This is a genomic window from Pseudomonas sp. SA195 (assembly GCF_054131565.1).
Genome location: NZ_CP096392.1, coordinates 2119448 through 2134236, shown reverse-complemented (window position 1 = coordinate 2134236; position 14789 = coordinate 2119448). Strand labels below are relative to the sequence as shown.

Sequence of the window (14789 nt, the reverse complement as noted above, 5' to 3'; positions counted from 1 at the left end):
CCGATGGCGCGAAAATCATGCCTGCCTCAACCGCCCGATTTGCGCCCGGTAAGTAGCCGCGTCGCGCCCTGGGCCTTCTGCGTGTACCAGATGACCCGGCTCACGCCTCGGGTAATGGCGACGTAGGCCAATCGCAGGGTTTCATCGGCCATGGCCTGGTCATAGCTGTTGCGGAAGAAACCGCAGTAGGCGTACAGCGCATTACGCAGCGGGTGGGGTTCGGTGGGCAGGCAGTCGTCGACGATGATCGCAACTTCTGCCTGAAGCCCCTTGGCGCGGTGGATGCTGTAGGTCTTGACCGGCCAAGTGCGGTCCAGCTGCGCCTCGATCAGGCGCAGCGGATCGTTGCGCCGGCTGAGCACGAGCACGGCGTTGCGGTCGGCGCCTTCGCGCGAGGCGACGTGCTCGCACTGCGCCTGGATCTCGCGGATCAGATCCGGCAGGCGGGTCTTGAGATCGAACCGGGTGATCAATTTGACGCCATGGTCGCCGGGCTGCGTGGCTCGGTTTGCCTGGCTGGTCTTGTCCTGCTTGACGGCAACGCCAGCGAGCACGGCTTCGCCATCGCGAATCACCGGTTCGATGGAACGGTAGTTGGTGGTCAGCATCCGCATACGGCTGAGCGACTTCGCACCCTTGGCTGGGAAATATTTGTCGAAATCCATGAACAGCTCGGGCGAGCTCCCGCGCCACCCGTAGATCGACTGCCAATCGTCACCGATCGCCATCAGGCTGATCGGCGCGCCCTGCCGGGCAAGTGCGCCGTGCAGCGCCTGCAGCCACTGGACGATCTGCGGGGAGATGTCCTGGAACTCATCGATCAATAGATGAGTGAAGGGTTCAAGCACGGCCGAAGCGCCGGTGGCGCCTGCGCCATTGAGCCACTGCGTCAGTCGCTGGAAAGCAGCATTGAAGGTCATCAGCCCCTGCCCCTCGAGCAGCGCCTCGAAATGCGTCCAGAACAGTTGGAGCGCTTCGACGAAGGCACGCTCGGACGCCTTGCCGTTCAGCCGTGCTGGCTGCATCTGGTCGATGCGGATACCGATGCTCTCGATGAAGCCGGCCTGGCTGTAAAACACCTCGAACAGAGGCGCCGCGGTGCGCTCGCCGGCGAGCTTGAAGGCATCCAGCGGAGCCTTGGGTGTCGAGCGGCGCGTGTCGGGCTCAGCGGGTGCCGGCAGGCCGAGCAGTTCATGAATCAACTCGCGGAACCGAGTCTCCTCGGCATAGCAGCGCTGGTAGGCCTGTTTAAGCAGGCGCTGCTGAGCGGGTCGCAAGCGTGATGCGGTCAGCGGGTTGTCCAGCTCGGTCGGCGAGGCGCCCTTCTGCTCCAGCTGCTCGAACCACTGCGGCTTGCCCAGCACTTCGCGGGCCAGCACGGCCATCGCAGCATGGAAGGTCCGCACACACTGGCGCACGCGCTCGGCGTCAACGTCCAGGTTCCAGAAGGCGAGCACGCGCACCAACTGTGCGCGCAGCTCGGCGCAAGAGGCATTGGTGAACGAGATGACCGTCAGCCGCTCCGGCGGGATCTCGAGGTGGCACAGCATGAACACGACCCGCAAGACCAGGGTGGTCGACTTGCCGGAGCCGGCGCCCGCGAAGATGCGCGTGACAGGGCTATCCTCCAGAATCATCGCCCACTGCTCCTCCGAGGGCGCGCGGATCACACCCGCTTCCACCGCGCGCCCTACCCGCAGGCGCATGGCCTGGATTTGCTGGTCGCCGATGCTCAGGCGTGCCGGGCCATAGATCCCTTCGCCAGCGGCCTTGGCTGGGCGGGCCCGCGGCTTGGTCTCCGAGCGTTGCGCGGTCTTGGCGGTCCGCGCTGGTTTGGCCGCGCCCTTGGCACGCGGCTTCTTCGCGGTCGCGGCCGGCGGCTTGCGGGCGTCGGGCCAGCGGCGGAGGATCAAGTCTTCTTCGGAGCGGACATAGGCGGAGGTACGGGGAAAACAACGAGCCAGCGCACTGGAGACCAGCCGCTTGTAGCGCTTGACAGCAGACAGCATGAACAACCAACCGGAACGACACAGATGGGTCGCTATGGTACGGCTTTTCACCGCACGGCTGGGCGCCGATAGGCGGCACTACCACCTGGGGCCGGCTTGCGCGCTTTCAGCAAACTGCGCTGCGATTACGCGCCGAAACGGGAGCCCTGCGGGACGCACCTGCCGAGACCCTTTTTCGTTGCTGAATCGCACACTCGGCCCCTGGCGGACACTAAGATGGACAGCCTTCCGGACACAGCGCACAGGACTTTATGTACAGAATCGGTTTCGCCTGCATGTATCGCCACCCTGGCCACAGCGAGTCGCTAAAGGAGCTGGAGGCCATCGAGCGCGCCTTCAATCCCCGTTCGACCACCCTGCGCTGGCTCAAAAGCGTCGAGCAGGATGTCGCCCGAGAAAAACTCAACGGCATCATCGAACACAACCTTGCCGCGCAGCTGCGTCTGCTCGACTACGTCGCGACCTTGCCAGAACCGCTGCGCATGCTGCGCCTGAGCAGCGACCTGTTGCCTTTCTATAGCCATCCAGAAGCTGCAGATTTCTATCGTCAGGCAGACGTACGCCAGATGCTCGAACGCGAATTTGCCCGCATCGGCGACAGCGCCCGGGCGCTCGGCATCCGCCTGTCGCTGCATCCGGGGCAGTATTGCGTGCTCGGCTCCGACAAGCCCGAGGTGGTCGAGAACAGCCTCGCCGAGTTCGAATACCACGCCGACATGATCCGCATGATGGGCTTCGGCAAGCGCTTTCAGGACTTCAAGTGCAACGTGCACATTGCCGGCCGGCTGGGTGTGGACGGCACCCGAGCGATCTGGCCGCGCCTGTCGCAGGAGGCACGCAACTGCATCACCTTCGAAAACGAGGAGAAGACCTACGGCGTCGACGACTGCCTGCACCTTGCCGATCTCGCGCCCGTGGTGCTGGATATCCACCATTGCTGGATCAATGAGGATGATTACATCGACCCGCACGACGCGCGCGTCGCACGCATCATCGAAAGCTGGCGCGGCGTACGCCCGACCATGCACTACTCGCAGCCGCCAGAAAGCCTGATGGAACTGGGTTTTAGCGCGGACGCCAAGCTTGAGATGCCGACGCTGCTCGAGAAGGTCGGCAAGCGGGACCTTTACAGCCACAGCAAGCGCATGTGGAACCACTGGACGAACCTCTACGCCCGCGAATTCCTGGACCGTTTCGACATCATGTTCGAAGCCAAGGAAAAGAACCTCGCCACGCTGGACTACTACTGGGACTACCTCAACCCGGCCTGACGGGGGCAACGCACTTTCCCCCAGTTGCCGAGTCAGTTATTTGAAGCGCCAGTCCCGGCGCGAGCCAGCGGTCGCTTTGCGTGGTTTAGCCAATGACTGACGATAAATACCGGACCGCGGTGGATGCCGCGGCCATTTACTCCGAGACGGACCTGCAAGGCACCATCACGCACATCAACGACCAGTTCTGTGCCATCTCAGGCTACAGCCAGGACGAACTGATCGGTGCCAACCACCGTCTGCTCAATTCGGGCACGCATCCACCCGAGTTCTTTCGCAACCTCTGGCACACAATCTCCAGCGGCAACATCTGGAAAGGCGAAATCTGCAACCGACGCAAGGATGGCTCGCTCTACTGGGTCAGCAGCACCATCGTGCCGCTCAAAGACGACGCCGGGCACCAGGTCGAAAAGTACATCTCCATCCGTTTCGACGTGACTGAAAAGCAAGAGCTGCTCGAAGCCATGCAGTGGCGTGCTTCGCATGATGTGCTCACTGCCCTGCCGAACCGGGTCTACCTGCACGACCGGTTACACCAGACCATCGCCGCGGCGCACCGGCACGGGCATGTGGTCGCGGTATGCATGCTGGACCTGGACGGTTTCAAAACGATCAACGACCGCCATGGGCATGCCATCGGCGACATGCTGCTCGTCGAAGTCGCCAACCGCCTGCGGCGGGAGCTGCGTACTGAAGATCTGCTGGCACGCCTGGGCGGAGACGAGTTCGTCCTGCTCCTCGACCAGGTCGATGAACTGCATCTGCCGGCTGCGCTGCAACGCGCACTCGAGGTCCTCGCGGTGCCGTTTCATATCGATGGGCTGCTGCTCAACGTCTCAGGCTCCTTGGGCGTCACGCTCTACCCCAAGGACAACGAAGGCCCGGACACGCTCCTGCGCCACGCCGACCAGGCCATGTACGAAGCCAAGCAGAGCGGACGCAACCGGTATCGCTTCTTCGACGTCTCGATCAGCAAGGAGGCCAGGGAAGCCTTCCGTACGATTGAATGCATCCGCCGTGCGCTCAAGCGCAACGAGCTGGAACTGCATTATCAACCGAAGGTGAACCTGCGCAGCGGCAAGGTGATGGGGTTCGAAGCGCTGTTGCGCTGGCGGCACCCGAAGCTGGGTCTGGTACAGCCCGACGCCTTTCTACCCGCCATCGAACGAACCGACCTGATTATCAACGTCGGCGAATGGGTAATCGACCAGGCGCTACGCCAGATTGATGCCTGGGCGGCGATCGGCAAGCACTGGCCTGTCAGCGTGAACATTGCGGCGCGGCATTTCCAGTTGCCGGATTTCGTCGAGCGGCTGCAGCGCCTGCTGACGCGCCATCCCGACGTAGCGCCGCAGTCGCTGGATCTGGAGATCGTCGAGTCCACGGCCATCGACAACCTGGAGCACGTTAGCCAGTGCCTGACCGATTGCCAGAAGATGGGCGTGACCTTCTCGCTGGACGACTTCGGGACCGGCTTTTCTTCGCTCAGTTACCTCAAGCGATTGCCGGCACAGACTGTGAAGATCGACAAGTCCTTCGTTCGAGACATCCTGCATGACAAGGACGACCTGGCGTTATCGGAGGCGATCATCAAGCTGTCCCGCACCTTCGAGCGGGAGGTGGTGGCCGAGGGCGTCGAAACCGATCTGCAGGAAAGCATGTTGCTGGGGATGGGGTGTTACCTGGCGCAGGGCTACGGCATTGCTGCACCGATGCCGGCGGATCAAGTGGTCGAGTGGGCAGCCCATTACGAACTGAATCCGCGCTGAGGCGCTATCGTTAGAAGGCTGACATATGTGGCAACGGTATCAGCCTGCGCAAGCCAGCCGTGGCTCACGCAGGATCATGAGGGTCAGGAATTCCGTACGTGAATCGCATGCTCCTGTCGCCTGGCCAGGACGTCCGCAGTGATCAGCGCGAGCAACGGCAACACGCCAACCTTCAGGGCCAGTTCCCACGATCCGAGGAACCCAATCAGTACCGCTCCTACTACAACGATGGCAGCAATGCAGTGAGCGCAGAAGCGCCACAGTTCGAGTGCAACGACCTGAGATTTCTGGTTCGTCATAGTCATCCCCTCTTTCTTGTTGTAATAGCGTCGTACACCTTGAGCGTAGTCCGGCATAACGGCCGCGCAAGCACATTTTTGTTTCAGGAATGTGTCTAGCGCGCAGGTTACAGCGGTTCAAACAGGCGCCACAGCCAGGAACGCGGAGCATTAGGGCAGCGTCAGCCTGGCCGCACACCCTCGTCGATGGATACGCAGCGGCCAGATGAACGGTCATCAAACGTGACGAGAAGATTGGATTTGCGCCAGGGCTCGCTCAAGGATTTCTACCGTGCGATCCAGGTTCATGAGTTTCTCGAGGCCGAACAGGCCGATGCGGAACGTTTGGAAATCAGCCGGTTCGTCGCATTGCAGTGGCACCCCGGCGGCAATCTGCAGCCCGTGCCCGGCAAAACGGCGGCCCGTCTTGATCTGCGGATCATCGGTGTAGCAGACCACTACGCCGGGTGCCTGGAACCCTTCGGCCGCAACACTCGCAAAGCCACGGTCGGCCAGCAACGAGCGGACCCGGCGGCCCAGCTCGAGTTGCTGCGTACGAAGCGTCTCGAAGCCATATTCCCGGGTTTCTTGCATCACGTCGCGAAAGCGCGCCAAGGCATCGGTCGGCATGGTGGCGTGATAGGCATGCCCGCCCTGCTCATAGGCCTGCATGATCTGGAGCCACTTCTTGAGATCGCAGGCGAAGCTGCTGCTCTGAGTGGCCTCGACACGTGCCTGCGCAGCGGCGCTGAGCATCACCAGAGCGCAACACGGCGACGCGCTCCAGCCTTTCTGCGGAGCGCTGATCAACACGTCTACGCCGGCCTTTTGCATGTCCACCCAGAGCGCGCCAGAGGCAATGCAGTCGAGAACAAAAAGACCACCAACCTCATGCACGGCCTGCCCGACCGCGCTCAGATAGTCATCCGGCAGCAGCATCCCGGATGACGTTTCGACATGCGGGGCGAAGACGAGGTCTGGCTTGTCGCGGCGAATGGCTTCGAGCACATCATCGAGCGCCGGCGGTGCGAAGGGCGCTAACGCGCAGACCTCGGTCGGCTGAGCCTTGAGTACCTTCGCTTGCGCAGGAATCCGGCCCATTTCGAAAATTTGCGTCCACCGGTAGCTAAACCAGCCGTTGCGGATGACCAGGCAGGTGGCGTCGGTTGCCAATTGCCGCGCCACGGCCTCCATGCCAAAGGTGCCACTACCCGGCACGACCGCTACAGCGTGGGCGTTGTAGACATCCTTGAGCGTTGCGCGGATGTCGTTCATGACGCCTTGGAACGCGTGGGACATGTGGTTCAACGAGCGGTCGGTGAACACCACCGAGTACTCAAGCAACCCATCGGGATCGATGCTGGGGTATAGCGCTGACATGGCTGACTCCGAGGCAGGAAACCTTGACCGACCCTGCCTCAAGCCAAACCGCTTTACAAGCGCCGAACCCTTTCACACGGCCGCGCCCGGCACGCCCGCGAAGCACGGCTGCGTGCCGCCGCCCTTGCTCCGCGGTATCGCTCCGCTACGTACGTACCCATCCCCGCAACCCAAAAAGGCGAGCACCGTTCGTCAGAACATCCATTTGCGGTTTAGTGAGCCGATTAACGGTCCGTTCAAGAAATTGACGGCAGGATTGGCGACCCCCCTCGCAGTAGCTGGGCTGCAGCCCAATCGAGCAGACCAACCTAGGGAGCACCCAGCATCAATTTGATATCACGCAATACACAAGACGGATTACTGGCGCCTGTATCCAGTCGACCGATATTCCAATGATTGGTTTTGCAAATTATAAAGGCGCCGCGATTCGCGCCCTGCGACTCGCCCGGTGGTTCGTTTCGTTGTCGAGCACTGCCTGCGCTATGGCACAGCGATCAATCACCCTGTCTTCATCGGCACGTGCGAAGCGTGCCGATACGTGAACCCGGAGCACACCATGTCCCTGACCCACTTTGCGCACGGCTGGAAGCATCTGGCCCCTGCCGCCGCCCTTATCACCCTGCTCGGCGCCCTGCCGCTTGGGGTTACGGCACAGGCTGCCACCACACCTGCCAGCGTCTCGAGCATCGCTTACACCGCGCAGATCAAGAAGCTTACGAACAAGCAGTGGAACAACGGGTCCTGGCGGGCCTCGGCAGGCGTATCGCTTGCCGCCACCCCGGCGAACCTCAAAGCATTCAAGGCCGGCACCCGCGTCCGGCTCGCTGATGGGCAGATACGCACGATCAAGTCGGCCAAGTCCTCCGGCGGCGTGCTGACAGTGCTCATGACCGGTACCGTCATCAACGGTGCCCGCCTGGGTTATCCGAACGCCATCAGCGCCGTACCGGCGAGTACCAATACGGCGACCGCAACGACCACCGCCAAGAGCAGCGTTACCAACCCAACGAGTACGGCTACCCAGAGCGCTGCGGCCGTCACGACCAAGACCGCAGCCCCTGCTGTCGCCCCGGCGCCGAAGACGACCACGGTTAGCACGAGCACCACTGCCAAGGCCAACACCCTGACCTCGACGGCCAAGACCACCACGGCAGCCACGGCGCTTGCACCACAGGCCACCGCGACCACCCCGGTTCAGCTCGTCGGCGTTTCGCTGTCCGGCGCAGCCTTCGGTTCATCGGCCCTGCCAGGCAAGCACGGCACCAACTACATTTACCCCGCCGAGTCCTACTACAAAAAATACGCTGAACAAGGCCTGAAGCTCGTCCGCCTGCCCTTCCTGTGGGAGCGTATCCAGCCGACGCTAGACACCGAACTCGATGCCGCACAGCTGGCACTGCTGACCCAATCGCTCGACTTTGCGCAGAAGCACGGGGTAAAGGTCGTGCTCGACATGCATAACTACTACCGCTACTACAAGCAGGCCATCGGCTCAGCTAACGTGCCGGTCCAGTCGTTTGCCAACACCTGGAAGCGTATCGCCCAAAAGGTCGGCAAACATCCCGCGCTGAGCGGTTATGGCCTGATGAACGAGCCCAACACCAACGGTCTTTGGCCGGCGACAGCCCTAGCGGCAGCCAAGGCGATCCGCCAGGTGGACAAGGTCAACTGGATCTATGTTGCCGGCGACCGTTATTCCAGTGCCTGGCACTGGCCACAGTCGAACACGCAGCTCATTAGCGACCCTTGGATGCGCGACGCCAACAACAAGCTGATCTTCGAGGCGCACATGTACCTCGACCGCGATACCTCGGGCATGTACGCCGACAAGACCGAAACCTTCGCGCCGGACCTCGGCATCAAGCGCGCCAAGCCGTTTGTGGATTGGCTACGGGCCAACAAGCTGCGCGGCTATATCGGCGAGATCGGCGTGCCCAACTACGCACCGGATGCCATCCTCGCGATGGACAACCTGCTGGGCTACCTGCGCGAGAATTGCGTCCCGATGACCTATTGGGCAGCCGGCCCTTGGTGGGGCAGCTACATCCTCTCGCTTGACGTAACAGGCGGCGCTCCGCAGCCGCAGCTGCCTGTCCTGGTCAAGCACGCCAAGGCGCCAAACAGCTGCGCCGCGATCGGCCAGCCGCTTTAAGCGCAGGCCAATCTGCACCACAAAGGCCTGTCACCGAAGGGTGGCGGGCCTTTTTCATTTCCACAAGGCACCCGCCCAAGCGGAACCAACGCGCCGCTATCAGGACGAATTCATACACGATGCCGCAGCACTTCACGGCCAGCATGACGTAGGCCGTTCCCGATCCCGGAGATGGATATGAAAGAGGAGATTCTGTTGGTGCTGACCGCCGTAATGGTCGTGCTGACGGTCTTACCCCTGTGGAAGAACCCCGTTTGGTGGGTACGTGGGCTTGATTTCCCCCGCCTGCAACTCTGTTGTCTCGCCTTTGCCCTGCTGCTCGCTCAAGCGGTGTTGCTGTCCTATTCCAAACCATTGCAGCTGATCATTTCAGCGGCGTCGGTCGGCTGCCTGCTCTACCACGCCTGGTGGATCATTCCCTACACCCGCCTCTGGCCGCGCGAGGTCAGCCCGGCAAGCGACAGCCCGGACGGCCCGCGTATACGGGTGATGTCCGCGAACGTGTTGACCCCCAATCGGCAGGCCGACCGGCTGCTCGCCCTGGTCAGGGAGCACCGCCCTGATGTCTTGGTCACGCTTGAGTCCGACAGCTGGTGGGAAGCCCAGCTCGACGCCCTGACGCCCGAGTACCCCTACAGCCTTCGGTGCCCGCTGGATAACCTCTACGGAATGCACGTGTTTTCTCGTTGGCCGCTAGAAAACGCTGAGACGTGCTTTCTCGTCGAAGATGATGTGCCCTCCATGCATGCGTGCCTGCGGATGAATGACGATCTGTCGATCCGCATGCATTTCCTCCACCCCACTCCGCCGAGCCCGACCGAAAACGATGAATCCACCGATCGGGACGTCGAGCTGCTGATCGTTGCCAAAAGCGTACGAGACGACCAGCAAGCAGTGCCCATCATCGTTGCCGGTGACCTCAATGACGTCGCCTGGTCAGGCAACACGCGTCTGTTCCGCAAGATCAGTGGTTTGCTCGACCCAAGAGTCGGGCGGTGCATGGTCAACAGTTTCCATGCTAAGCATTGGTTTCTGCGCTGGCCGCTGGATCATTTCTTCCACAGTCACCATTTCAGGTTGGTCGGTATCCAGCGGCTGCCGGCGTTCGGTTCTGATCACTTTCCCGTTTTGATCGAACTGCAGTACGCGCCGACTGGCGACCAGACGAGCCTGCATGCCGATCCCGACGACGAGCAACTCGCCGAGGAAAAGATCGATCAACGCCCCGCGGACGAATCGGACGTGCCCGAGCCGGACAGGCGCTGAACGTATGCTCCATACCTGGCCGCAAGCGGCCATGCGCATCATTCGGCAATGCCCAACGTCACCGGGCGGACGCGCGCGGTAAAGTGCACCTCCCAGCCGTCACGAGTACGCCACCGCTCATGCTTACCCTGTCACTTGGGCCGTTGACCTTCGGCATCCCCCATCTTGTCCTTCTCGTATCGCTGCTTCTCGCTTCGCTCGCCGGCTGGTTGAGTGGGCGGCGATACGGCAAGAATCCTGAACGCCAGCTGTTCCGGCTGTTGCTTCTGGCGCTACTGGTGGCACGGCTCGCGTTCGTTATTGCCTATGTCGATGACTTCGAAAGCATCTGGCAGGTGTTCGACATACGCGACGGTGGCTTCATGGCCGGGCCGGGGATCCTGGCCGCGTTGCTCGCGGGCGGCTGGATGATGTGGCGCGAGCGCAGCGCACGAGCACCGTTGGCAACGGCCATGGCAGTGGGACTGGGTAGCTGGTTGCTCATGAGTTTCGCCGGGTATTCCCTGGAGCGCGGGACCCGGCTGCCAGACGTCACGCTTCTCGACGGCACGGGTACGCCCGTCGCGCTCGCCGATTTCGCGGGCAAGCCGATGGTCATCAACCTGTGGGCCACCTGGTGCCCGCCCTGCCGACGGGAGATGCCGGTGCTGGCAAACGCACAGGCCGAGCGGGACGACCTGGTGTTCCTGTTCGTCAACCAAGGAGAAGGCGTCGGCGAAGTCGAGCGATTCCTGCAGGCCCAAGGCCTGACACTCCGCAACAGCCTGTTCGACAGCAGCGGGCAGCTTGGTCACGCGGTGGGCTCTCAGGCGTTGCCCACCACGCTGTTCTATGACGCCGAGGGCCGGCAGCTCGGCAGCCACCTTGGCGAGCTCTCCACCGCGAGCTTGTCCAAGGCGCTCGAAGGGCTGCAATGACCGGCGTGACGGTGAAAAACGCCACCGATTTGGATTAACCTGCCGCCACAGCGGGCGCGACGGCACCAGCGCACCTCGAACGACAACCACCGACTCGGCAGGCAAGGGAGCAATTCAATGAAGCGATTCGCGGCACTGATGCTAGCAATGACAATCCTGAGTGGCGCGGCATGGGCCGATGGCCAAACACTGACCGTCAGGCTCAACGGCATCGAGCATGACCGGGGCGAGATGAAGGTCGCGCTGTTCTCCGACCCGAAGACCTTTCGCAAAGCCGATCAGGCATTCGCAACGCAAGAGTCAAAGGCGCGCGCCGGTACGCTGAGCGTCGTTTTCGAGAATGTCCCGGCCGGTGAATACGCGATCATGGCTTATCACGACGAAGACGGTAACGGCGAGATGAACCGGCGGCTCGGCATGTTTCCAACCGAAGGCTACGGGCTCTCTAACAATCCCAAGGTCATGGGCCCACCAGCATTCGAAGACAGCCGCTTCGAAGTGAGCAGTGACCAGCCGACCGAGCTCGACATCGACATCCGCTACTGATTAGGTAGCTGCCGGCCGGCGGGCCAGACCACTTCGCCAATGGTCACACTGCGTTTGAACCGATGCCATGGAGCGACTGTCCAGTGCTGAAGCGTCCGAACCAACCGCAATCTCGGCGCGGGCCTCAACGCGGTTTTTTTGCGAAAAGAGGAAATTTGCCGCAGGCGACGGAGCGAGACGCTGCTTATACTGACCCCCCTATCCCAACCAGGAGCTACACCTGTGAATAAAGCCGAGTTGATTGAAGCGATCGCAGCCTCCGCCGATGTTCCGAAAAGCACTGCCACCCGTGTGCTGGATGCCTTCACCGAAAGCGTGACGAACAGCCTACAGAACGGTGACAGCGTAACGCTGGTCGGCTTCGGCACGTTTGCCGTCAAGGAACGCGCCGCCCGCGACGGCCGCAACCCGCAGACTGGTGCGACGATCAAGATCTCCGCGGCGAAGCTGCCAGGCTTCAAGCCGGGTAAGTCGTTGAAAGACGCGGTGAACTGACACCGCCGGAAATCGGGCCGCTTGCGTCCTCCTCGGACGCAGCGCCTGCTGTGCAGACGCCGCTACGGCCCGCTCCCCCCTCGCCATACCCTGCCCGCCGATAGAGCACTGCCAGCGCCGGCGCACCATGACCAGGCGTTATTGGCTCACAGCAGATCCCCCACTGCTGACGAGATACCTAACCACCCCGAACGGGCCGCAGCCCTGCGCGTACTTCTGCGCCGTTAGCAATGGCTAGTACCGGCCTGGCATCCGCTTTGCTTTAGCTTTCATGCCAGGAAGCTGCGGCTCAGGGACGAGTTCATGCTTCTCACCGCATCAGTCGTCGCTAAGCACCCGCCAACGCCACACTTCACAGGAACAACCCGCCCCCAGCCGCCCTCCCATGCAAGACCATGCCGATTACGGCTCGATCTGCAAAAGGAGGCTTCATGCGTATCACTCTTCCACGCCTGGGTTTCGGTGGCGCTCCGCTGGGTAACATGTTCACACCGCTCGACGAAACCACCGCGGATGCCACGCTCAAAGCGGCCTGGCAGGCAGGTATTCGCTACTACGACACTTCTCCGCACTATGGAGCAGGCCTTGCCGAGCAGCGCTTCGGCCGGCTGCTCAGCAGCAAGCCCCGTGACGAGTTCATGCTCAGCACCAAGGTCGGCCGCCTGCTGCAGCCGGCGAGTACGCCAGAGAACGCCAAACCCTTCGTGGATGAGCTGTCCAACAAGCGCGTTGTCGATTATTCGGCCGACGGCGCCCGTCGTTCTATCGAAGACAGCCTCGAACGCATGGGCGTGGACCGCATCGATGTCGTGTTCATCCATGACGTCTCGGAGGACCAATGGGGCGACCAATGGACGGAGTACTTTCAACAGGCCATGCACGGCGCGGCCAAGGCGCTGACCCAATTACGCGAAGAGGGCACCATTCGCGGCTGGGGCCTGGGCGTCAACCTTGTCGAACCCTGCCGGATGGCGCTGGAGCAGGCCGATCCGGACGTATTCTTGCTCGCCGGGCGCTACTCGCTGCTCGATCACCGCGAAGCACTCGACACCCTCTTTCCGCAATGCGTTGAACGCGGTGTCGGCATCGTCATAGGGGGTCCGTTCAACTCCGGCGTCCTGGCCGGTGGCGCTCACTACGACTATGCAGAAGCCCCCGATGCGATACGCAGCAAGACCGAGCAACTCGAAGCCGTCTGCAAGACGTTCGACGTCGACCTGCGTGCGGCGGCGCTGCAGTTTTGCCTCGCCCATCCGGCGGTTCTTTCCGCCATTCCCGGTACCAGCAACCCGGCACGCCCTGCGCAGTACGTCGAACAGAGCGAAGCGCAAATCCCTGCCGAATTCTGGCGGGAACTTAAAACCAGACAGCTGCTGCCGGATGACGCGCCCGTCCCAGTCTGATTCGGTCTGCCTACGCGGGCGAGCCCCACCGGTCAGCTCGCCCCCGCGTTTACAAGGCATTAATCCACCAGTCATCCCTAATAGGCTGAACGATTTATTTCCGCTTCGTTAATGCCGGACTACAACTCCATCTCCCCTGTTACCAGACGGACTATGGAAAATGCGTACAACAAGAACAGTACTCGCAGTTGCAGTCTCGTTGCTCATCGCCAACCAAGCCATGGCGGTCAGCGAAATCACGCAGGATCAAACCGGTACGGATAACGTCGCCGACGCGACGCAGAGCGGCGATAGCAATCTCATCAGCCAGACCCAGGACGGCACGGCCAATATTGTCCGGACTGTGCAAAACAGTTATGCGATGAGCGCGATCAGCAACCAGACGGGTACGGCCAATATGGCCTTCATAGATCAGGCCGGTAACGAAGGCCAGGTCGAGATCGACCAGAGCGGCGAGTTCAACCTTGCTACCGTCGCCCAGTTCTCCGAAGAGGTAGGCCATCTCGCGGCCATTACGCAGTTGGGCGAGAACAACATCGCCTATGTCGAGCAACTTGATGGCGTCGCCAACAGAGCGATCATTAACCAGGACGGTGAGGCCAACGCAGCGGAAGTCTTCCAGGAAGGCAATTCCAACTTCTATGAGGGCACGCAGACGGGCAGCGGAAATATCGCTCAGATCAGTCAGGACTGGTTTGCTACCGCCACTACCGAACAGAACGGAACCGGCAACCAGATCTACCTTACTCAAGAAGGCTTCCCCTATGGGGCCACTGCGTCCATACGCCAGGATGGCACCAACAACCGGGCCGACGTCGAACAGCCCATGCACGGGCGTTATCCGGTCGGTTCGGTGGATCTGGAACAGCTCGGTACCGACAATGTCGCCGAGGTCGTTCAGAACACGGGCGACGGCTCCATGACATACACCCAGGACGGAACGGGCAATACGTTGACGACTCTGCAAACGGGTCGCTCAAACTCCATTTCCGGAATCACCATCGGTGACGAAAACAGTGTCGATATCCGGCAGGCGTATGACTCCAACAGCGTGACCATCAGCCAGGACGGCACACAGAACGAAATAGATGTCATCCAGGAAACCTATGGCAGCACTGCCGACATCCAGCAGACCGGCTCGCAGAACATTGCCTCGCTACTCCAAACTGGCGGGTTTGACTCTGTTGGCGGCTTCGATGCAACCATCATCCAGAACGGAACGGGCAACACCGCAACCATTACCCAAGGGCCATGATTCACTTCTGAGCGATGCCACCCAGGCCGCCCGCAAGGGCGGTCCCCT

At 61.7% G+C, this 14789-nt stretch carries 11 protein-coding genes and 1 pseudogene; 9 read left to right on the top strand and 3 right to left on the bottom strand.

Going from position 1 to position 14789, the window contains the following annotated elements; translation table 11 throughout:
• Nucleotides 1-26: 26 nt before the first annotated feature.
• Nucleotides 27-2009, bottom strand: coding sequence for a UvrD-helicase domain-containing protein (locus M1D78_RS09910; RefSeq protein WP_437419426.1), 1983 nt, complete (start codon nucleotides 2007-2009; stop codon nucleotides 27-29).
• Between the two features lie 251 nt (nucleotides 2010-2260).
• Between M1D78_RS09910 and M1D78_RS09905 the strand changes: the two genes are divergently transcribed.
• Complete coding sequence (locus M1D78_RS09905) at nucleotides 2261-3280, top strand: UV damage endonuclease UvsE (RefSeq protein WP_437419427.1); 1020 nt, start codon at nucleotides 2261-2263, stop codon at nucleotides 3278-3280.
• A gap of 92 nt (nucleotides 3281-3372) precedes the next feature.
• Complete coding sequence (locus M1D78_RS09900; RefSeq protein WP_437419428.1) at nucleotides 3373-5049, top strand: putative bifunctional diguanylate cyclase/phosphodiesterase; 1677 nt, start codon at nucleotides 3373-3375, stop codon at nucleotides 5047-5049.
• Nucleotides 5050-5132: 83 nt separating this feature from the next.
• Here M1D78_RS09900 and M1D78_RS09895 read toward each other — a convergent pair whose 3' ends face one another.
• Both M1D78_RS09895 and M1D78_RS09890 read right to left on the bottom strand, forming a co-directional pair.
• Nucleotides 5133-5354 carry a hypothetical protein gene (locus tag M1D78_RS09895; protein WP_423705071.1) on the bottom strand — a complete coding sequence of 74 codons (222 nt, stop codon included), beginning with the start codon at nucleotides 5352-5354 and terminating at the stop codon, nucleotides 5133-5135.
• 210 nt (nucleotides 5355-5564) lie between these two features.
• A complete protein-coding gene (locus tag M1D78_RS09890) occupies nucleotides 5565-6707 on the bottom strand; it encodes an aminotransferase class V-fold PLP-dependent enzyme (protein ID WP_437419429.1) in 1143 nt (380 codons plus the stop codon).
• 757 nt (nucleotides 6708-7464) lie between these two features.
• Between M1D78_RS09890 and M1D78_RS09885 the strand changes: the two are divergent.
• The 7 genes and pseudogenes from M1D78_RS09885 to M1D78_RS09855 form a co-directional block, all read left to right on the top strand.
• Nucleotides 7465-8859: pseudogene (locus tag M1D78_RS09885) on the top strand (glycoside hydrolase family 5 protein); the annotation flags it as partial.
• A gap of 177 nt (nucleotides 8860-9036) precedes the next feature.
• Nucleotides 9037-10125 (top strand): endonuclease/exonuclease/phosphatase family protein, encoded by a 1089-nt coding sequence (locus tag M1D78_RS09880; RefSeq protein ID WP_437419430.1) that lies wholly within the window; start codon nucleotides 9037-9039, stop codon nucleotides 10123-10125.
• A gap of 119 nt (nucleotides 10126-10244) precedes the next feature.
• The gene (locus tag M1D78_RS09875) at nucleotides 10245-11042 is read left to right on the top strand and encodes a TlpA family protein disulfide reductase (protein ID WP_437419431.1); all 798 of its coding nucleotides are present in this window, start codon (nucleotides 10245-10247) and stop codon (nucleotides 11040-11042) included.
• Between the two features lie 117 nt (nucleotides 11043-11159).
• The gene (locus M1D78_RS09870) at nucleotides 11160-11588 is read left to right on the top strand and encodes a DUF2141 domain-containing protein (protein ID WP_437419432.1); all 429 of its coding nucleotides are present in this window, start codon (nucleotides 11160-11162) and stop codon (nucleotides 11586-11588) included.
• Nucleotides 11589-11810: 222 nt separating this feature from the next.
• A complete protein-coding gene (locus M1D78_RS09865) occupies nucleotides 11811-12083 on the top strand; it encodes an HU family DNA-binding protein (RefSeq protein ID WP_243605615.1) in 273 nt (90 codons plus the stop codon).
• A 431-nt stretch (nucleotides 12084-12514) separates the two neighbouring features.
• Entirely contained in the window at nucleotides 12515-13486 is a 972-nt protein-coding gene (locus tag M1D78_RS09860; protein ID WP_437419433.1) for an aldo/keto reductase, read from the top strand.
• 199 nt (nucleotides 13487-13685) lie between these two features.
• A complete protein-coding gene (locus M1D78_RS09855; RefSeq protein WP_437419434.1) occupies nucleotides 13686-14741 on the top strand; it encodes a hypothetical protein in 1056 nt (351 codons plus the stop codon).
• Nucleotides 14742-14789 lie beyond the last annotated feature (48 nt).